The sequence below is a fragment of the Streptomyces sp. NPDC026301 genome (assembly GCF_055567935.1).
The window spans coordinates 151,476-169,186 of the sequence record NZ_JBVHPN010000013.1; the positions used below are offsets into that span (position 1 = coordinate 151,476).

A 17,711-nucleotide genomic window follows, 5' to 3' on the forward strand; every position below is an offset into this window, starting at 1 on the left:
TCTCGGGGACCGCGGTGGCGGCTTCAGGGAGCCGGAAAGCCCCTCAGCCCTCCAGCTCGGCGAGCCACCGCAGGGCGCGCAGACCCGGCAGGAAGCAGTACTCACCGCCTCGGGTGACCACGAAGCTGGGCATGTTCCGCAGGCGGCGGCGGATCGGCTGCTCCGGGATGGTGGCGCTGCCGGTTCCGTCGTGGTGCCCGGCCACCGGGTCCTGCTCGCCGGGGTAACCGATGAAGTTGCCGTCGTTGACCCACTCGGCCTTGATGAACTCGAACTGCCGCTCCAGGTGGGCCCCGATGAAGACGCCGATCAGGCCCCGGTCGGCGCCGTCGTCCTCCAGTACGCCCTCCGGCAACGGCGGGCCGTAGGTGGTGCCGCGGCGGATGAGGCGATGCATCCGCGCGTCGCCGATGATGGTGGCGTCGCGGGGGTTCACGCGCCGGATGTGCGCACCGGCGGGGCACCGGAAGCCGCGGTCGTCGTTCTCCCGGTACAGGAAGTCGTTGTTGCGGTGCGGGTCGGTGCCCAGCTCCGCGTCATCGTGCTCCGGGGCCAGCGTCAACGGCGCTCCGCTGGGCCAGCGCCCGACCATCTTGGCCGCCAGGAGCGCTTCTTCCTCGGCGCTGGTGGTGTTCGCGCGCAGGTACCGGCGCCAGGCCGCCACCTTGGTGTGCAGCTTGCGCACCGCCACGTAGGTCCCGTTGCGCCCCAGCACATCGGGGCTGGGCATGGGCGGAAGATTGCCGGTCTCGTCGGGGTAGCCGAGGAGGAACTCGCCCGCTTTGAGGGGGACTTCCTGGCCGTTGGAGCCGGGCAGCCCGAGGCCCTCGATGTTCGGATGGCTGATGCCGTCGCGGAAACCGAAGGTGGTGCGTCCGGTCGGGAGCTGGTGGACCTCCTGCCGCCAGATCACCTTGATCCCCGGCGTCTCCTGGAAAGCGACGCGGGCCTGCTCCAGTGCCTTCTCCAGCCGCGCCGCATCCGGGGAGAGGGCACTCAGCACGACATGGACATCGGCCGTGCCGAACGGCGGCTCCCAGTGGTCCGGGGCACTCTCGCCCACGTCACCGATCAGGTGCGCACGCGCCGCCATGCCCTGGCGAAAAGCCTGCGGAAAGCTTTCCAGCGACTCCTGGGGCACTCCCAGCGCCCGCAGTCCCTGGTAGGTGAAGGCCACCGCCACCCAGGCATCCTGGCTGGGGGCCGCGCTGGGGAGACCGCCCTCGACCGCCGGGAGCAGCCGCCGCAGCAGGGTACGGCCGGCGTGGCGGTCATCGACACGCAGGAAGACGAACCGCCCCTCGTACGGTACCGGCCGTGGATGCAATGCCCCGCTCTGGACATCGTCGATCTCGACGCGCGCTCCGGACCCGCTCGTGCTTGAGGCCGCGTTCATGATCGCCTGCGCCTCCGCATCGGTTTCTGCCTGAACAACCCCGCGGCGGCCGGCTCGCTCCGGCCGGCGCGGGTCCATGAAACGCCGGGGCTCGGGCGCTAGCCTGCGGCTTCCTCCATCAGCTTCCGGAAGGCGGGTGTGGCCACCAACTCCGCGTTGGCCGGGTTGTCCAGCACGGCCCGGAACTCGGGAGTGTCCAGCACCGCCTGGAACGCCTCGCTCACGCGCTGGTCCTTCCAGATCTGCTGCACCGTCAGGTCGGGATAGGAGCTGACGAAGATCCCCGCGGGCGCCTGGTGGGCGATGAACCAGTCCTTCACCCCCGGATCGGTGATGCCGGGGAACCCTTCGGTGTGGGAGAAGACCTTCTCGAAACGGGACCCGATCGACGTCTTGCCGAAGTCGTCGATGTAGGTGTCCCAGGAGCCGTCGAAGACACTGGCGAACATGTGCCGGGTGTCGTTGTCGAACAGCACGTGACGTGCGTCGTGCAGGGTGCCGATCTGCCGCAGCGCCCCGCGGGCGTCCTTGTCGGACGACGCGTCGGCGAGCGTGGCGAGATCCTCACGCATCGCGTCCGCATGACCGGGCTTGATTTTGGTGAAGACGGTGAACTCGCTGCACACCCCGTCCGTCATGCCCGGACGCTCGGGCTGGGCAGCCGACGGGTTTTTACCTGACGTCGCAGCCATCGTGAATCACTCCTGCCACGGATACGTCCAAGGGTCGCCAAGCGCTCCAGAATGACGCGCCATCGCCCTCCTCCCCCATTCTGAGCACATGGCCTGCGCCCGCACAGCCCAGAATTCGCCACCGCAGGAATTAGGACGGAAACGCTTCACAGAAAGCAGGAATTATCGTCCGGCCAAGCTCAACTCCGCGCGGACGGTTTTACCGATCGAGGGACGGTCCAGCACCGTCCAGTAGGTGGCGAGGGCGGCAACGAGCAGCAGACCACGGCCGGTTTCGGCGTACGGGGGCGGGGGTGCGAGGACGGGCGCTGGACGGGATTCGGTACGGGTGTCGCTCACTTCGATGCGAAGGGTCGCGGGGGCGGTCCGGTGGTCCGGGAGCAGGAGGGTGAGGGAGAGCTCGAAGTCGCGGCCGGGGACGCGGCCATGGGTCACGGCGTTGGTGGCGAGTTCGGCGACGATCAGGGTGGCGGAGAAAGCCGCGTCACTGCCGTAAGGGATGCCCCATTCCACGAGCCGCCGCTCCGCCAGGAGGCGGGCCAGCCGGGCGCCGCGGGGCGTGGAGCTGAAACGCTGCGTGAACATACGTACGGTGACGGGCGACCGGGGAAGCCGATGGGCCGGCGGGATGACCATGGGCCAACGATTGCGCCTGGTCGGGACGTTGGCCACGCTTTGGACTCGTACGCCGGGTCAGCGTACGAGTCCGGAGTATGGACAGTACGCATCACAGCGCGTAACCATGTGCGCGTCGGGGCGGGCGATACCGGAGGTGACCGGGCATGGCGATGACGTACGGCGGGGAACCGGAGTCGTCGGACAGTTTGAAGGGGTTCGGCGCGGTCGCGAAGGCGTTCCGCGAACGCGCCGGGCTGACACAGGAGGAGCTGGCCCCGTTGGTGCGGTACGCCCCGCACACGGTGGCGTCGATCGAGCAGGGAAGGCGGTTTCCTCCGGATGATTTCGTGGAGACGGCGGAAGAAGTACTCGACGCCTTCGGCGCGTTGAGAGCCGCCGCACGATATCTGTCGCGGCAGCCGGGCCTCGCAGCGTGGTTCCGCCAGTGGGCGAAGCTGGAGGAACAGGCGGTGAGCCTGTGTACGTACGAGTGCCGGGTGGTTCCGGGGCTGCTTCAGACGAAGGCGTACGCGGAGGCCGTGACGGTGAGCGTCCCCCCTCCGCCCACCGAGGAGGAGGTGGAGCAGCGCGTCGCCGCGCGGCTGGCTCGTCAGGCATTGCTCACTCGCAAGCCGCCGATCGCCTTCAGCTTCATCATCGAGCAGGCGCTGCTGGAGCGGCGCACCGGTGGCGATGAGGTCACCAGGGAGCTCATCGACCACCTGCTCAAGTGTGGCGAGCTGACCAACGTCGAGTTGCAGATCATGCCGCTCAAACAACCGGACCACTGCGGGCTCGACGGCCCGATGCAGCTTCTGGAGACGCCGGAGCACCAGTGGCTCGCGTACTGCGAAGGCCAGCAGACGGGGCAGCTGGTCTCCGGCCGCAAGGACGTCAGCATGCTGTTGCAGCGCTATGCCAAACTTCGCTCACAGGCTCTGTCCCACGCAGACTCCATGAGCCTGCTGAAGCGAATGCGAGGAGCGCTATGAGCAATACCGAACTGGCGTGGTTCAAGAGCAGCTACAGCGGCTCGCAGGGCGACAGCTGCGTCGAGGTCGCGACCTCCCCCGGCACCGTGCGCATCCGGGACTCCAAGGCCCCGGAGGGGCCCCAGCTCGCGGTCACCGCGCACGCATGGGCGGAATTCGTCGCGTACGCGACTACCCGCTGAGGGAGTCGCGGGTCAGGCCCAGCTCCTGGGCCAGCGCGCCCTCCGCCCACTGGAGCATCGACGTACGTGACAGCGGGCCCTCGTAGGAGGTCATCTGGACGGCGAGGCCGTCCAGGAGGGCCGTGAGGCGCCAGGCCGATGCCTCGGGGTCGGGGCAGTGGAATTCGCCGGCCGCCGCGCCCTCGGCCATGACATCCGCGAGGGCGCGCTTCCACTGCTGGTCCAGGCCCCCGGCCGTCTCCCGCAGGACCGGGTCGCGCAGGGCCGCCGCCCAGCCCTCGATCCACAGGCGCCAGCCCTTCGCCTGGCCGGTCGGCGCGTACCACCGCACCGCCGCGCGCAGTCGGCGGACCGCCGTCGTGCGGCGCCCCAAGAGGCGCCGCAGATGCGCGAGATCGGCCTCCGCGGCATGCGCGAACGCCGCCGCGACGAGCTTCTCCTTGGTCGAGAAGTGGTAGAGGACGAGGGCGTTGGAGACGCCCAGCGCCGAGGCCACATCGGAGACGCGAACGGCCGCGACACCACGCGCCTCGATCTGCTCAATCGCGGCGCGCAGCAGCTCTTCGCGCCGCTCCGCCACGTTCAACCGGACTCTTGCCACGCCGTCAGCCTACAGGCGGGCCGGACTGCTGCCGGAAGTCTTGACACCGGGTCGCGGCGGGTTCACAGTCACCGACTACTGACTGTGCATTCAGTTAGTTGGAGCGCTCCACGTCCGTTCGCACCCGCGCCGTCGCAGGAGTTCGTCGTGAGACATACAGAAACCCCGCAGCCGTCCGCGCCACCGGGCCACAGCGGCCACCGCGGCCACCGCGGCCACCGCGGGGCGGACGCCCCGGATCTCTCCGAGGGCTGGGGCGAGCAGCGGGGGCGGCTGCGGAAGGATCTGCGGCGGCTGGACGTGCTGTTCTTCCTGATCTGCACGCTGGTCGGGCTGGACACGATCGGGTCGGTCGCGGCGCAGGGGCCGCAGGGGCTGACCTGGATGGCGATCCTGGCCGTCGCCTTCTTCCTGCCGTACGGGCTGCTCGTCGCGGAATTGGGTTCCGCCTTTCCCGTGCAGGGCGGGCCTTACGTCTGGACGCGGCTCGCTTTCGGGCGGCTGACGGCGGGGCTGAATCAGATCCTGTACTGGATTTCCAATCCGGTGTGGGTCGGCGGCAGCCTGTGCATCATCGCGCTGACGACGTGGGAGGAATTCTTCACGCCGCTGCCGGGGATGTGGAAGTACGCGGCCGGGCTGGTCTTCATCTGGGGCGGGGCGCTCGCCGTCGTACAGGCCGTACGGTTCGGGAAGTGGGTGCCGATCGCGGGAGCGGTGGCGCGGATCGTACTGCTGGGCTTCTTCCTGGTGTCCGTGGTCGTCTTCGCGGTGGAACACGGAGTGCACGCGCTGCCGGCGGGCGAATTCGCGCCGACGTACGCGGGATTCATCGCGCTCGTGCCCGTACTCATCTTCAATTACGTGGGATTCGAGCTGCCGAGTTCGGCGGCCGAGGAGATGGCCAATCCCCGACGGGACATTCCGCTGTCGATCCTGCGGTCGGGGCTGGCGTCGCTGGTGCTGTACGGCGGCCCGATTCTGGGAATCCTGTTTGTTCTGCCGGGGAAGGAGATCGGGAGCCTCGGCGGATTCATCGACGCGTGCAAGGCCGTTTTCACCGTGTACGGAGGTCATATCGCGGCCGACGGCACCGTCACGCTGAGCGGGGCGGGGTCCGTCTTCGGCGGCATCGCGGCGGCCGGACTCATCATCGGTCTGCTGACCAGCGGCGTCACGTGGGCGATGGGGGCGCACCGGGCACAGGCGGTGGCCTGCGCGGACGGCGTGGGACCGGCCTGGCTCGGGAAGATCGACGCGAAGCGCGGGACGCCGGCGCGGGTGAATCTCCTGTCGGCCGCCCTCGCCTCGGTCCTTTTCGTACTCGCGCTGAATCTGACCGAGGGGGACGGGGAGAAATACTTCGCGGCGGGGCTGGGGCTGACGATTTCCACGACGTTCATCTCGTACGTGATCACGTTCCCGAGCCTGCTGGTGCTGCGGCGGAAGTACCCGGACACGCCGCGCCCGTACGCCGTACCGGGCGGGCGCGTCGGGGCGTGGGTGGTGACCGCGCTGGCGACGGGGCTCGTCGCGTTCACGGTCGTGGTGCTGGTCTGGCCGGGCTTCGGGGTGGGGTGGTTCGGTACGGCCGGTTCGGCGGGTGACTCGCTGCCGGAGTCCTTCGCGGGCCAGCGGCTGGCCTACACGCTCAGCCAAGTCGTGCCGCTGGCCCTTTTCCTGGCCATCGGGCTGGTCTTCTACGCGCTGGGGGCGAAGACGCGCCGGGCCAAGGGGTAGCGAAGGACGGGAGAAGGGCCGCCGGATTACTTCACCGTACGGTGAAGTAATCCGTCCAGGCGTCGACGAGCAGCTGGCGGATCCCAGGGTCCGCCTGCTGGGCGGCCGGGCTGAAGGTGCCGGTGACACCGAAGTAGTAGAGATTCCCGCCATTGATCGCCGAATGGTCCTGGGCGGGATTGTCGACGCTTCGGCTCAAGTGGACGTTCGCGAAGGCCGCGATGGTGGTGCACACGTAGTACACCCAGTCGTTGGGGGCGGCGTTGTTGGGCCGCCAATCGCTCATGGCCATGCCGTTCGACTGCCTTTCGAAGTGGATCGGACTTCGGCGAGGAATCGGACTTCGGGGTCAGACCCTTCGGGGTCAGACCGCCTTGAGCGAGATGTCTCCCGTGAGGCTGACCGTCATCTGGTAGTCCTGCGGGCTGCTGTCGACGGCGGCGAGCTTGAACTCACCCTTGCCGTCGTCCCACTGCCCCATGACCTTCCAGTCGCTGTCCCAGATGATGCAGCGCCCGCGCCCCGTCTGGACGCTTAACGGCTTGTCCTTGTGCTGCGAGATCCAGGCATAGGCGCCGCTGAACGACCTGGGGTCGACGGTCTGGCTGTCGCCGGGGTGCTCCTCATTGAGGAAGGACACATGGGCGTTGGACTGGTTGTCGCATCCCCTGATACCGGTCGTCATGTCGGTCTCCCTTTCGGTGCGCGTTGGGCTTTCCTGACATGAACGAATCTAGGGAGCGCCGATCAACGTCCCGTAAATCTGCGTGTTTATAGCACCTAACGGCCGCTTTTACGCCTTGACCTCGATTGATACAGGAAACGCTATCGATCGAATGCAAACTTGCATCAACTCAGAACTCTCCGAGGACCGCGTGGGCGTCCAGGGCGAGGGCGCCGCCCGGGTGGACGAGGAGCGGGTTGATCTCGATCTCGGCGAGTTCGGGGTGTTCGGCGGCGGCCCGGGCGAGGGCGCACAGGGCGGCCGCCGCGGCGTCCAGGTCGACGGGCGGGGCGCCGCGCCAGCCCGTGAGCAGGGGCGCGTGGCGCAGGGAGAGCAGCAGGTCGCGGGCGTGGGCGGCGGTGAGCGGGGCCAGGGCGAGGGCGGTGTCGGCGAGGAGTTCGGCGCGTACGCCACCGATGCCGGCCATGAGGACCGGGCCGAAGGCGGGGTCGCGCCGTACGCCGGCGATCAGTTCGACCGCGTACGGAGGTGTGGCCATGGCCTCGACGGCGTACCGGCCCGCGCCGGTCGCGGCGGTCGCGGCGGTGGCCGCGCGCATACGGGCGAAGGCGGTGCGCAGCGCGGGCTCGTCGGCGAGGCCGAGCGCCACCCCGCCGGCCTCCGTCTTGTGGGCCAGACCCATCGCCTTCAGGGCGAGCGGAAAGCCGATGCGGTGGGCGGCCGCCGCGGCCTCGTCGGCGGTACGGACGAACTCGGCGGCGGGGAACGTCAGTCCGTACGAGCAGAGCAGGTCGCGGGTGGTCTCGTAGTCGCCGTCGGGGGCGCGGTACGGGGACGGGGGCGGGGTGGGCAGGGGCGGTCTGGGGTGTGCCGTACGGAGGCGGGCCAGGCCGGACAGGGCCGCGGCGGCCTGCTCGATCCGTTCGTGGACCGGGATGCCGCGCTGCCGGAGGACGGCGAGGGCGGGGGTGTCGCGGGCCATGGTGTGGACGAGGAGCGGGCGGCCGGACGACGCGGCGGCGTCGGCGAGGTCCCGCGCCACGTCGGTCTCGCGCGCGGCCTGCGCCGGATTGCCGGTGGCGTAGTCGCCGAAGTAGCCGGTGAGGACGACGGCATCGGCTTCGCCGCAGGTCAGGAGGGTGCGGGCGAGGCGCGCGTAGGTGCCGAGGTCGGCTTCGCCGGCGCCTGCGAGGTCTACGGGGTTGGCGGAGGCGGCGGTGGGTGGGAGGTGGGCGGCGAGCGTCGCCGCGGTGGCGGCGGAGAACGCCGGTACGTCCAGGCCGCGGGCGGCGAATGCGTCTGCGGCCAGGGCGCCTTGGCCTCCGCTGTCGGCGAGGATGGCGATGCGTGATGGCTGTCGGTGGCTGGGGTGCGCGGTGGCGGCTTCCCGCCGCTGGGGTGCCGCTGCGCCCACCCGTGCCGCCCCAGCGGCACGACTGCCCGCAGCTGGGTGGGGAGGGGTGGCACGACTGCCCGCAGCTGGGTGGGGAGAGGAGCGCCCCGCCAGGGGCGCGGGGAACTGCGCGAGCGGCCACGACGGCGGAGAAGTCGCCAGCGGTGGGGCAGGGGCTGCCCCTGCAGCGCGACCGCGCGCAGCCAGCAGGCACAGGGCCGTGTCCACCACCTCGCCCGCCGTATCCAGCAGCAACGCGCCGGCGTCCCGGCAGACGGCGGCGACCGTGGCGCGGGCGCTTACCAGGGCGCCCGTGTGGGAGGCCGCGGCGCGGCCGGACGCGGCGCTGCGGCCGACGGTCAGCAGCAGGACCGGTTTGCCGGCCGCGTGCGCCGCGGCCAGCGCGCGGGCCAGCCGCCGCCCGTCGCGGAAGTCCTCCACGTACGCGGCGATGACCCGCGTCGGCTCGTGCCGTACGAGCGCTTCCAGGGCATCCGTGGCGTCGATGTCCCGCTGGTTGCCGAGGGAGACGAAGCGTGAGAAGCCCTGCCCGGCACGGGCCAGCAGGCGGCCGATCTCCAGCGCGAGATTGCCGCTCTGGGAGACCAGACCGACCTGCCCGGCCGGGAAGTCGCCCCAGCTCAGACGGAGGTCGCTGGTGGTGTCGACTACGCCCATACAGTTCGGGCCGAGCAGCCGCGCGCCGCGCGCGGTCACCTCGGACGCCAGCGCCCGTTCCGCCGCGGCGTCCGTGCCGCCGGAGGTGATGACGGTGAAGCAGCGGGCACCGGCCGCCAGCCCCTCGGCGACGACCGCCCGCACCTGGGGCGGCGGTACCGCCACCACCACCTGCTCCGGCGCGCTCGGCAGGGCGCCGAGGTCCGGCAGGAAGGGCACGCCGTCCAGCGCGCCGCCGCGCCGGTTGACCAGGTGCACCGCACGGCGCCCGCGCCCGGCGAGCGCCCCGGACGCGAGCCAGTACCCCCACTTCTCGGGGTTGGCCGAGGCACCGACGACGGCCACGGAGCGGGGGTCGAAGAGCGCGGCCAATGGGGCCTGCTCGGGCGTCATCGGTACCACCCGAACCGCTCCGCGATCACCGGCAGCCGGTTCGCCACGATGCCGTGCGCGGCGGCGCGCGGCGTGCAGCCAACAGCCTCGGCGCGCGCCAGCATCTGGTCGATCAGGGCCCGCATCGAGCGCCGCGTATACGCGAACGCCTCGTCCGCGTCGGCGCCGATGTCCCCGAAGAGCGTCCACCACCACCAGGCGTTCGTCCCGGAGTTGACCACCACGTCGGGCAGGACCGTCACCCCGCGGGCGGTGAGCAGCGCTTCAGCCTCCTCCCGTACCGGCATGTTCGCCGCCTCGACCACCCAACGCGCGGTGATGTCCCCTTGGTTCCCGGCGTCGATGGCGTACGAGACGGCCGCCGGTACGAGGATCTCCGCCTCTGCCGACAACCAGGCCTCACCCGGCAGTTCACGGTCGGCGGGGCGCAGCGCCGCACGGTCCACCGTGCCGTGCGGGTCGCGCGCCGCGAGCAGCGCCTCGACGTCCAGCCCGTCCGGATTGGCCATGGTCCCCTTGACGTCGGCGACCGCGACGACGCGCAGCCCGGCGCGGTCCAGGAAACGCGCGGTCGCGCCGCCCATGGTGCCCAGCCCCTGCACGGCGACCCGGGTACCGGCGTACGGAACGCCCGCGCGGTCCAGCGCGGCGAGCGCGGCCTCCGCGACGCCGCAGCCGCCCACCAGTTCGTCCAGGCCGATGCCGTCCACGTCGATCCGGAAGGCGTCGGCGAGCCGCTGCCGGGCGGCGGTCTCGTCGTCCAGCAGCGGGTAGACCGCCTGGATGGAGGAGACCAGCCCGGCTTCGGCGGCCGCCTTGTCCACCAGGTCCTGGGTGAGCCCGAGATCCTCGCCGGTCGTCCAGAAGTGCTCGATGTACGGACGCATGGCGCGCAGATAGCGCACGAGTACGCCGTACGCCTCCGGCGCGCGCGGGTCGCAGTCGATGCCGCCCTTGGCGCCGCCGAGCGGGATGTAACGGCCCTCGGGGTTGTAGTGCAGCGCTTCCTTCATCGTCATGCCGCGGGCGAGACCGGTCACCTCGTCGAGGGTGCAGCCGGCCCGCATCCGCAGCCCGCCGCTGGAGACGCCGCGCACCAGGCGGTCGATGACCAGATGGCCCTGGTGACCGGTCTCGTGATCGGTCCAGGTGAGGGAGACGAGCGGGGCGGGGGACGGTGCGGAGGGTACGGCTGTGCTGCTCATCGGGCGGGCTCCTCGGGGACGGTGATGACGGTGGGGCCGGGCGTACGGAGCGCCCGGCGGAGCGCGTCGGCGAGCGCCGGGGCGGTCTCGGCGCGTACGCCGTGCCCCCCGTACGCGCGGGCCAGCGCGGGCAGGTCGACGGGCGGCACGCCGGGCGGCGGCAGGTCGACGGCGACCGGGCGGTCGCCCCGCGCCACCATCTCGTCGCGGATCTCGCCGTACCCGCCGTTGTCGAACACGACGATGGGGAGGGGAAGTTGAAGCTGTACGGCGGTGGCCAGCTCCTGTACGGAGAACTGCAGCCCGCCGTCGCCGCTCAGCGCGACGACCTGCCGGTCCGGGTCCACGACCTTGGCGCCGACGGCGGCGGGCAGTGCGTACCCGAGGGTGCCGAAGCCGGTCGGATGCAGATAGCGGCCCTCGGGGCCGAGGGGAAGGTGCGGGATCGCGCCGTAGTAGCAGCACTGCGCGCTGTCGGAGGCGAGGACGGCGTCCGGGGCCAGTACCTCGCGGATCACCCGGAGGTACGGCAGCCACCGCGCGTCCCGCTCCGCCGTCTCCGCGTCCCGCTCGGTACGAAGGGTCGCGACGGTGCGTTCCGCCGCGGCCCTGCCCCGCTCCTCCCCCGCCTCCTTGAGCAGCGCCCGCACCGTCTCCCGCGCCTCCCCCACCAGCGCGATGTCCGCCGGGAGCCCCGCGTACATCTGCGCCGGGTCGATGTCGGCCCGGATCAACGGGCCCCGGAGGGTGAGTGGTTCTGTGGTCCATACGTCGGACTCGGCGAGTTCCGTGCCGACGGCGAGGACCGCGTCGCAGTCGGCCGCCAGCCACCGCTGGACGGCGGGGCTGTGCAGCGAGACGCCGAGCGAGAGGGGGTGCGTCTCGGGGAAGGTTCCCTTGCCGTTGGCGGTGGTCACCACGGGGGCGCCCAACTCCTCGGCCAGTTGCCGGAGTTCGGGGGCAGCCGATCGCGCACCGCCGCCCAGCACGAGGGCCGGTCGGCGGGCGCCCCGCAGTGCTCCGGCCGCGGCGGCCAGCGCCTCCGGGTCCGCGGTGGCCGGTACCGCGGGCGGCGCGGGCCGCACCGGCCCGGGTGCCGCCACCTCCGTGAGCACGTCGAGCGGCACCTCGATGTGCGCCGGGCGGGGCCGCCCCGTACGGAAGAGCGTGAACGCACGGGCGACCGCCGCGCCGATCTCCTCGACCGTCGACACCCGGTGGCTGAACGCCGCCACCGCCCGCAGCGCGTCCGTCTGGCTGCGCATCTCGTGCAGCAGCCCGGTGGACTGCCGCGGGTGGCGCAGCGGCATCCCGGGCGAGACGACGAGCAGCGGGACGCTGTCGGAGTGCGCCTGGCCGACGGCGGCCGCGATGTTGAGGAGGGCCGGGCCGGTGGTCGTCAGCGCGACGCCGGGGCGGCCGGTGACCCGGGCGTACGCGTCGGCGGCGTAGCCCGCGCCCTGCTCGTGGCGGGGGTTCAGGTCGGCGATGCCGTACGCGTCGAGGTGGCGGTAGATCTCCAGGTTGTGGGTGCCGGGGATGCCGAAGGCCCGCGTGACGCCGTGCGCGGCCAGTGCCCGTACGAGGGCCTGGCCACCGGTCATGTCCACAGTCATCACATCCCCCGCGCGATGACGAGCCGCATGATGTCCGAGGTGCCTTCCTCGATCTCCTCCAGCTTGGCGTCACGCATCCACTGCTCGACCGGGTACTCGCGCGAGTAGCCCCAGCCGCCGAGCGTCTGGACCGCGGCCCACGTGCAGTACGCGGCGGTCTCCGAGGCGGTGAGCTTGGCCATCGCGGCCTCGGTGGTCGCGTCCAGCCCGGCGTCCAGCCGCTTGGCCGCCCGCCAGGTCATCAGCCGGGCCTGCTCGACCCGGGTCCGCATGTCCGCGAGGCGGAAAGCGACGGCCTGGTGCTCGATGATGGGCTTGCCGAACTGCTGCCGGGTGGTGGCGTAGTCGCGGGCGTACTCGTAGGCGGCGCGCGCGATGCCGGTCGCCGCCGCGCCGAGGACCGCGCGCGAGATGTCGAACGTGCGCATGAGGCCGTGGAAGCCCTGGCCCTCGTCGCCGAGCCGGTTCTCCTCCGGTACGAACGCGTCGCGGAAGAAGATCTCGCGGCAGACGATCGCGCGCTGCCCCATCTTGCGCATGGGCGCGCCGAATTCGACGCCTTCGGTGTCCTTGTGCAGCAGGAACGCGGTGACGCCGCGGGCGCGCAGCGCGGGGTCGGTCTTGGCGAAGACGACGTACTGGTCGGCCTCGCCGGCGTTGGAGATCCACGCCTTCTGGCCGTTGATCCGGTAGCCGCCTGCGGTGCGGAGCGCGGTGGTGGTGATCGAGGCGGCGTCGGAGCCGGCGCCGGGCTCGGTGGTGGCCAGGGCGGTCATGGGCGTGTCGGGGCCGGTGAGCGGGGTGAGCCAGGTCCGTTGCTGCTCCTTGGTGCCGAGCTCCAGTACCGGGTCGGCGAAGAAGCCGTTGGAGCAGAGCAGGTTGCCGATGCCGAGGTCGCCCGCGCACAGCTCCTCCTGCACGAGCGCCTGCGTGAAGACGTCGGTGAAGCCGCCGCCCCCGTACTCGGCCGGGAGCATGAAGCCGGTGATGCCCACCTCGGCGGCCTTGCGCCACAGGTCCCAGGGGGTCTTGATGTCGGCCTCGTCCACGTCGCGGGCCCGCGGCCGGATCTCGTCGCGCGCGAACGCACGGGTGAGGTCGACGATGTCCCGCTGCTCGGGGCTCAGCGGGACCAGCTCGGTGGGCAGCTCTGACATGGGCTCTCCCTCTCCGGACGCACCGGCCGCACGGCACGGCGACGGCGACGCCTTACTGAATCGTGATTCAGTATTTGGAGTGGGCGACGGACATGTCAATGAGCCCGCCGACTGAATCGCCAGTCAGCGGGCTGGGGACCCGTAAGCGGGTCAGAGCACGAACGTCAGGGTGGTGACGCCCTCCTGCGAACTCACTCCCTCTCCGGCGCACGCGACCAGATCCAGCGAGGGCAGGGCCACTTCACGAATGGCAGTGCTACCTTCCCCTGGGCCACTGCTGACCTGCCCCGTTGAGGTGACCGTGGTGGTGCCGCCCACGCGCGCGACGGTGGTATTGGTGAACCTGACGGTACTGGCCTGACCGGTATCCCACCTGTACTCGATCACGTCGGTACGGCCCGGCTGCACGGTCAGCAGGCAGCTGACCTCTTCTTCAAACGATGCCGCGCCCCGACCACGAGTGATGCCGTTCAGCGAGGAGGTGCAATTGCGGTAGTCCTCCACTACCCGGGCACGGGTGGGCCGCGGCGTCAGGGTCATAGGAGGGCTGTAGACGGCGGACTGGCTGCCCGTACAGGTAAGGACAGCCGGGTCGGCATGAGCGGGCGGGGCCAGGAGCAGAGCCCCGGCGGACATACCGACTAATGCTGCCGTACAGCGCACGCTGCTGCGCATGAACACGTCCTTGTCTCGGTCGGTCGAATTCCCGGATCAACGGGCACGGCCAACCCAAGCGACACCGGACGGACCGGGCAACACAGCAGCAAACGGCTTCACGGTGAACCGGCCACCGGCAACCGCTCTACCTGCGCACCACACGCACCAATGCCCTGGCAGGCATCGCACCGCCCTGCCCATACGCCCCTTCGAGGCGACTGAGCATCTTTCACTCACACAAGTGAACGGTCACGGCCAAACGTTCAAACCTCACGAGCCGTGGTGGCCGAGGCGGCGGTCCAGTGCGCGGTCGGCGTGGGCCAGGGCGTCCGCGGTGTCCCGGCGGGCGGCGGCCGCGTCGGGCAGCCCGAGCGCGGCGGCGATCTCGTCCCAGTCGTGCCCGGAGGACAGCAGCGCGCGCACGGCGGCGCCGAGCGCGGAATCGGCGGCGGCCCGCACCCGGCCGATCTCGGCGAGGGTGGCCAGCAGGTCGGGAGCGGTACGCGCGGCGGCGCTGTGCTGCTCGGCGAGGGCCAGCGACTGGTCGGTGGTGACCCACCAGTCGCCGGCGGTGGCGGCGGGGAGTTCCGGTGTCAGGGTCATGGGACCAGATTAGCGAGGGCGGACCACGGAACGGGCCGCCTGGTCCGCTGAGCGGACCAGAGAGCGGGCGGCGTGGCGAGGCCCCCTGTACCTCGCCAGGAACGTTCCTGCTCGCGGCTCCCCTTGCCATCACAACGTTCCAGGCGTCTGGGCGTTCCCGTCAGAACGTTCCTGCTTCTGCCATGTTTTTCAGGGTTTGTTGGAGGGTGTCGCCGAGGGTGGATTTTGTGGTGCGGGCCTGGGGGGTGTCGACGTAGATGGAGTTCATGTGGAGGCCGGCGTCGTTGCGGTGGAACCAGAAACAGATGCCGTTGCTGCGCGAGGCCCACAGGTGCTTTTGGGCGTTGCGTGCGGCGTGGTGCTCGGCGCCCGGTGCCTTGCGGAAATCCAGGTACGAGAAGAAATTGACGGCATACGGCCAGTAGCGGAGCGCGGTGTACTCGCGCGGCGCGAGCAGTCGCCACGCCTGCACGAACGGTACGTCGCCATGGCGCTGCATTTCGGCGAAGGCGCTCTGTACGCCGGTCATCACGTCCGCGAACTCCGCACCCTCCGGCACCGGAAATTCGATCGGCATCGTATTGATGAACCAGCCCATGGTGTGCGCATAGGCACCCCGACCGCGTTCGTTGACCGGCATCAGGCCCCGGTAGACCGACGGCCCGCCCTCTTTCCGGAGGGACACCCCGACCGCGGCCAGCAGCCCCATGAACAGCCGTCCGCCCGCCGCCCTGCACTGGTCGTCCAGCGCCGCGGCCCCGTCCGCCGGCAGAAGCGTTTCCGTTTCGTTGACCGTGGGATACAGGCGGCCCGGCTCGACGCCGAGGTCGAGCGGGAACGGCGGGAAGAAGTTCCCGCCCCGCTCCATGAACCCCTTCCAGTGGTCCAGCCGGCTGTCCTCGGCGACCATGGACCCATTGCGGTTGCGCTGGTCGCGGCTGAAGTCGACATAGCTGCCCACCTCGGAGAAGTCGGGCTCCTCGCCGCGGGCGTACGCCGCATAGGCGCTGGCGATGTCGTGCACCGCGATCGGCGTCGACAGGCCGTCGGTGACGAGGTGGTCGCAGGCGAAGTACACCGTGGTGGAGTCGTCCCTGGCCACCGCGCCCATGATGATCAGCGGCCAGGAGAGCGTGTCGACCCGCTGGAAGAACTCGTGCAGATACGCGCGGATTCCGTCGGCGGAGTCGACGGGCCCCACGTCGACCGTTTTGAGTTCGATGTCCTCCGGCGCCAGCGCGTCGCAGGACAGATCGCCGGCGAGCTGCTGGAATGTGCAGCGCAACACCTCATGGCGGCGCACGAAATGCAGCAGCGCGGATTCCAGCGCACCGCGGTCCAGCGGCCCGGAAATCTCGAACGTCCCGGCCACATAGGCGGATACGGAATCATTCGTGCTGCGCGCGTCCTGGGCGACCGCGAAATGTTTCGCCTGGTTGTACGTGGTGGTCTCGTGCGGCGGGTCGGATTCGGCGGAGCCGTGCATTCTCGCGACCACCACCGACCACTCAAAGACGTGTCCCGGGGCGATCTCCACATCTTCGATGGGTACCTGAAGCACTATGGCTCTTTCCGTTGCCTGTCAGTTGCCGTGTCGCTCGCGCGACCGGGGCGGGCGGCGTTGGCGGCCACGATCCGGCCCCGCTCTTTCACCCAACGAGCCGGAAAGCTGACAGAAACGGGGGGCATGACAAGGGCCCGGAGAGGGACACCGGGCGGGGCCCCGGCAGGGCCCCGGCACGGTCAGCCCTCGACCCGTTCCACCTTGTCGATGAGCAGGGCGTACGCCAGCAGGCCGGCCAGGACGACGATCGCGATGTAGCCGAGCGCCCAGGCGAAGGAGCCGGTCCGGTCCACGATCACGCCGATGACCAGCGGAGTCAGCACGCCGCCGGCGTTCGCGGCGAAGCTGAAGACGCCGCCGCCGGTGCCGGTCAGCCGGCGCGGCACCGCGTCGGAGAACAGCGCCCAGCTGTTCTGCATCAGGCCCTGCGCGAAGAACGCGACGGACATGAACGTGATCACCAGCGGTACGGAGTTGGTGAAGTTCGCACAGACGATGACCGAGGCGAGTACGAAACCGATCATTACCGGCGCCTTGCGGGCGAATGTTCGGGAGAAGCGGCCCGAGTTGAGCATCCGGTCCGACCAGGCGCCGCCGGCCATCGTGCCCACCAGCGCGGCCAGGTACGGCGCCGAGGCCCAGAAGCCGGCCTTGATGATGCCCATGTGCTTCTCCTCCACCAGGTAGCTGGGGAACCAGGTGAGGAAGAAGAAGAGGACCGAGGCGCTGGCGAACTGGCCGATGTACATGCCCCACAGCCGCCGGTTGCTCAGCAGCACCCGCAGGTCGGCCCAGACGCTGGTGTCCAGGACGGCCGCCTGCTCCTTGGCCGCCGCGATCTCCTCGGCGGACTCCAGTTCGTCGGGCTGCCGGATGTGCGCCAGCTCCGCCGCACTCACCTTGGGGCTGTGCTCGGGACGGTCGTAGACCTTGGCGAACCAGACGACGGAGAAGAGCAGGCCGACGATGCCGGTGATCACGAAGACCGAGCGCCAGCCGAAGTGCACGGTGAGGAGGGAGAGGACGGGCGCCGCGACGGCCAGGCCGATGTACTCGCCGGAGGTGTACGTCGCGGTGGCGCGGCCCCGCTCCCGGCCCGGGAACCAGTTCACGACCAGGCGGTTGTTCGACGGGAAGGCGGGCGCTTCGAAGGCGCCGAGCGCGACGCGGATGCCGACCAGCGGGACGAAGCTGCGGGCCGCGGCGACCACGAACGTCGCCAGTGACCAGCCGACCAGCGCGTACCCGAAGGCGAGCTTGGCGCCGACCCGGTCGATGAGCCGGCCCGCCGGCACCTGGAGCAGCAGGTACGCCCAGCCGAAGGAGGAGAGCAGCAGGCCCTGCTGGGTGCCCGAGAGGTGCAGTTCCTCCTTGATGTGCGGGAGGGCGACCGAGAGGTTCGTACGGTCCAGGTAGTTGATCGCCGTAATGACGAAGAGGCAGGCGAGCAGCCCGTAGCGGGCACGGCTGAGCGCCGGGCGGGCGGCGTCGGGGACGACGGGCGGTGGCGATGCGGGGCGCTCGGTCGCGCTCATGCGG

At 70.7% G+C, this 17,711-nt stretch carries 17 protein-coding genes; 3 read left to right on the forward strand and 14 right to left on the reverse strand.

What is annotated here, in order from left to right; all coding sequences use genetic code 11:
• Positions 1–43 precede the first annotated feature (43 nt).
• The 3 genes from ACZ4MH_RS23535 to ACZ4MH_RS23545 form a co-directional block, all read right to left on the reverse strand.
• Positions 44–1,396 carry a Dyp-type peroxidase gene (locus tag ACZ4MH_RS23535; RefSeq protein ID WP_351592291.1) on the reverse strand — a complete coding sequence of 451 codons (1,353 nt, stop codon included), beginning with the start codon at positions 1,394–1,396 and terminating at the stop codon, positions 44–46.
• 98 nt (positions 1,397–1,494) lie between these two features.
• Positions 1,495–2,034, reverse strand: coding sequence for a hypothetical protein (locus ACZ4MH_RS23540; RefSeq protein ID WP_351592288.1), 540 nt, complete (start codon positions 2,032–2,034; stop codon positions 1,495–1,497).
• Positions 2,035–2,250: 216 nt separating this feature from the next.
• Positions 2,251–2,673: an ATP-binding protein gene (locus tag ACZ4MH_RS23545; RefSeq protein WP_351592285.1), complete on the reverse strand. Its 423-nt coding sequence runs from the start codon at positions 2,671–2,673 to the stop codon at positions 2,251–2,253.
• Positions 2,674–2,870: 197 nt separating this feature from the next.
• Here ACZ4MH_RS23545 and ACZ4MH_RS23550 point away from each other — a divergent pair, with 197 nt between their 5' ends.
• Together ACZ4MH_RS23550 and ACZ4MH_RS23555 are read left to right on the forward strand one after the other, a co-directional pair.
• The gene (locus ACZ4MH_RS23550) at positions 2,871–3,698 is read left to right on the forward strand and encodes a helix-turn-helix domain-containing protein (protein WP_351592282.1); all 828 of its coding nucleotides are present in this window, start codon (positions 2,871–2,873) and stop codon (positions 3,696–3,698) included.
• Positions 3,695–3,880, forward strand: coding sequence for a DUF397 domain-containing protein (locus ACZ4MH_RS23555; protein ID WP_351592280.1), 186 nt, complete (start codon positions 3,695–3,697; stop codon positions 3,878–3,880). The genes ACZ4MH_RS23550 and ACZ4MH_RS23555 overlap by 4 nt, the downstream gene beginning before the upstream one ends.
• Here ACZ4MH_RS23555 and ACZ4MH_RS23560 read toward each other — a convergent pair.
• Complete coding sequence (locus tag ACZ4MH_RS23560) at positions 3,870–4,481, reverse strand: TetR/AcrR family transcriptional regulator (RefSeq protein ID WP_351592278.1); 612 nt, start codon at positions 4,479–4,481, stop codon at positions 3,870–3,872. The two genes, ACZ4MH_RS23555 and ACZ4MH_RS23560, sit on opposite strands and share 11 nt — an antisense overlap.
• Before the next feature lie 147 nt (positions 4,482–4,628).
• On the opposite strand from ACZ4MH_RS23560, the gene ACZ4MH_RS23565 reads away from it, so the two are divergent.
• The gene (locus ACZ4MH_RS23565) at positions 4,629–6,221 is read left to right on the forward strand and encodes an APC family permease (protein WP_351592276.1); all 1,593 of its coding nucleotides are present in this window, start codon (positions 4,629–4,631) and stop codon (positions 6,219–6,221) included.
• A 31-nt stretch (positions 6,222–6,252) separates the two neighbouring features.
• On the opposite strand, the gene ACZ4MH_RS23570 is transcribed toward ACZ4MH_RS23565, so the two are convergent.
• The 10 genes from ACZ4MH_RS23570 to ACZ4MH_RS23615 all read right to left on the reverse strand — a co-directional run bounded on the left by ACZ4MH_RS23570 (position 6,253) and on the right by ACZ4MH_RS23615 (position 17,707).
• Entirely contained in the window at positions 6,253–6,513 is a 261-nt protein-coding gene (locus ACZ4MH_RS23570) for a hypothetical protein (protein WP_351592274.1), read from the reverse strand.
• Between the two features lie 72 nt (positions 6,514–6,585).
• Positions 6,586–6,906: a hypothetical protein gene (locus ACZ4MH_RS23575; protein WP_351592272.1), complete on the reverse strand. Its 321-nt coding sequence runs from the start codon at positions 6,904–6,906 to the stop codon at positions 6,586–6,588.
• Positions 6,907–7,075: 169 nt separating this feature from the next.
• Positions 7,076–9,370: an acetate--CoA ligase family protein gene (locus ACZ4MH_RS23580; RefSeq protein WP_467754665.1), complete on the reverse strand. Its 2,295-nt coding sequence runs from the start codon at positions 9,368–9,370 to the stop codon at positions 7,076–7,078.
• Positions 9,367–10,575, reverse strand: coding sequence for a glutamate dehydrogenase (locus ACZ4MH_RS23585; RefSeq protein ID WP_351600329.1), 1,209 nt, complete (start codon positions 10,573–10,575; stop codon positions 9,367–9,369). The genes ACZ4MH_RS23580 and ACZ4MH_RS23585 overlap by 4 nt, the downstream gene beginning before the upstream one ends.
• Positions 10,572–12,179: a 5-guanidino-2-oxopentanoate decarboxylase gene (locus ACZ4MH_RS23590; protein WP_351600327.1), complete on the reverse strand. Its 1,608-nt coding sequence runs from the start codon at positions 12,177–12,179 to the stop codon at positions 10,572–10,574. Before ACZ4MH_RS23590 ends, ACZ4MH_RS23585 begins: the two co-directional genes overlap by 4 nt.
• A gap of 11 nt (positions 12,180–12,190) precedes the next feature.
• Positions 12,191–13,348, reverse strand: coding sequence for an acyl-CoA dehydrogenase family protein (locus tag ACZ4MH_RS23595; RefSeq protein WP_351600325.1), 1,158 nt, complete (start codon positions 13,346–13,348; stop codon positions 12,191–12,193).
• Between the two features lie 150 nt (positions 13,349–13,498).
• Positions 13,499–13,888 (reverse strand): hypothetical protein, encoded by a 390-nt coding sequence (locus ACZ4MH_RS23600; RefSeq protein ID WP_351600323.1) that lies wholly within the window; start codon positions 13,886–13,888, stop codon positions 13,499–13,501.
• Positions 13,889–14,275: 387 nt separating this feature from the next.
• Complete coding sequence (locus ACZ4MH_RS23605; RefSeq protein ID WP_351600321.1) at positions 14,276–14,608, reverse strand: hypothetical protein; 333 nt, start codon at positions 14,606–14,608, stop codon at positions 14,276–14,278.
• A gap of 160 nt (positions 14,609–14,768) precedes the next feature.
• A complete protein-coding gene (locus ACZ4MH_RS23610) occupies positions 14,769–16,169 on the reverse strand; it encodes a condensation domain-containing protein (RefSeq protein WP_351600319.1) in 1,401 nt (466 codons plus the stop codon).
• Between the two features lie 182 nt (positions 16,170–16,351).
• The gene (locus ACZ4MH_RS23615; protein WP_351600317.1) at positions 16,352–17,707 is read right to left on the reverse strand and encodes an MFS transporter; all 1,356 of its coding nucleotides are present in this window, start codon (positions 17,705–17,707) and stop codon (positions 16,352–16,354) included.
• Positions 17,708–17,711: the final 4 nt, after the last annotated feature.

What these genes read in the sequence shown, in the direction of transcription:
- ACZ4MH_RS23535 (WP_351592291.1), bottom strand. Translation starts at nt 1,396, where the DNA reads ATGAACGCGGCCTCAAGCACGAGCGGGTCCGGAGCGCGCGTCGAGATC.
- ACZ4MH_RS23540 (WP_351592288.1), bottom strand. Translation starts at nt 2,034, where the DNA reads ATGACGGACGGGGTGTGCAGCGAGTTCACCGTCTTCACCAAAATCAAG.
- ACZ4MH_RS23545 (WP_351592285.1), bottom strand. Translation starts at nt 2,673, where the DNA reads ATGTTCACGCAGCGTTTCAGCTCCACGCCCCGCGGCGCCCGGCTGGCC.
- ACZ4MH_RS23550 (WP_351592282.1), top strand. Translation starts at nt 2,871, where the DNA reads ATGGCGATGACGTACGGCGGGGAACCGGAGTCGTCGGACAGTTTGAAG.
- ACZ4MH_RS23555 (WP_351592280.1), top strand. Translation starts at nt 3,695, where the DNA reads ATGAGCAATACCGAACTGGCGTGGTTCAAGAGCAGCTACAGCGGCTCG.
- ACZ4MH_RS23570 (WP_351592274.1), bottom strand. Translation starts at nt 6,513, where the DNA reads ATGGCCATGAGCGATTGGCGGCCCAACAACGCCGCCCCCAACGACTGG.
- ACZ4MH_RS23575 (WP_351592272.1), bottom strand. Translation starts at nt 6,906, where the DNA reads ATGACGACCGGTATCAGGGGATGCGACAACCAGTCCAACGCCCATGTG.
- ACZ4MH_RS23580 (WP_467754665.1), bottom strand. Translation starts at nt 9,370, where the DNA reads ATGACGCCCGAGCAGGCCCCATTGGCCGCGCTCTTCGACCCCCGCTCC.
- ACZ4MH_RS23585 (WP_351600329.1), bottom strand. Translation starts at nt 10,575, where the DNA reads ATGAGCAGCACAGCCGTACCCTCCGCACCGTCCCCCGCCCCGCTCGTC.
- ACZ4MH_RS23590 (WP_351600327.1), bottom strand. Translation starts at nt 12,179, where the DNA reads ATGACCGGTGGCCAGGCCCTCGTACGGGCACTGGCCGCGCACGGCGTC.
- ACZ4MH_RS23595 (WP_351600325.1), bottom strand. Translation starts at nt 13,348, where the DNA reads ATGTCAGAGCTGCCCACCGAGCTGGTCCCGCTGAGCCCCGAGCAGCGG.
- ACZ4MH_RS23600 (WP_351600323.1), bottom strand. Translation starts at nt 13,888, where the DNA reads ATGACCCTGACGCCGCGGCCCACCCGTGCCCGGGTAGTGGAGGACTAC.
- ACZ4MH_RS23605 (WP_351600321.1), bottom strand. Translation starts at nt 14,608, where the DNA reads ATGACCCTGACACCGGAACTCCCCGCCGCCACCGCCGGCGACTGGTGG.
- ACZ4MH_RS23615 (WP_351600317.1), bottom strand. Translation starts at nt 17,707, where the DNA reads ATGAGCGCGACCGAGCGCCCCGCATCGCCACCGCCCGTCGTCCCCGAC.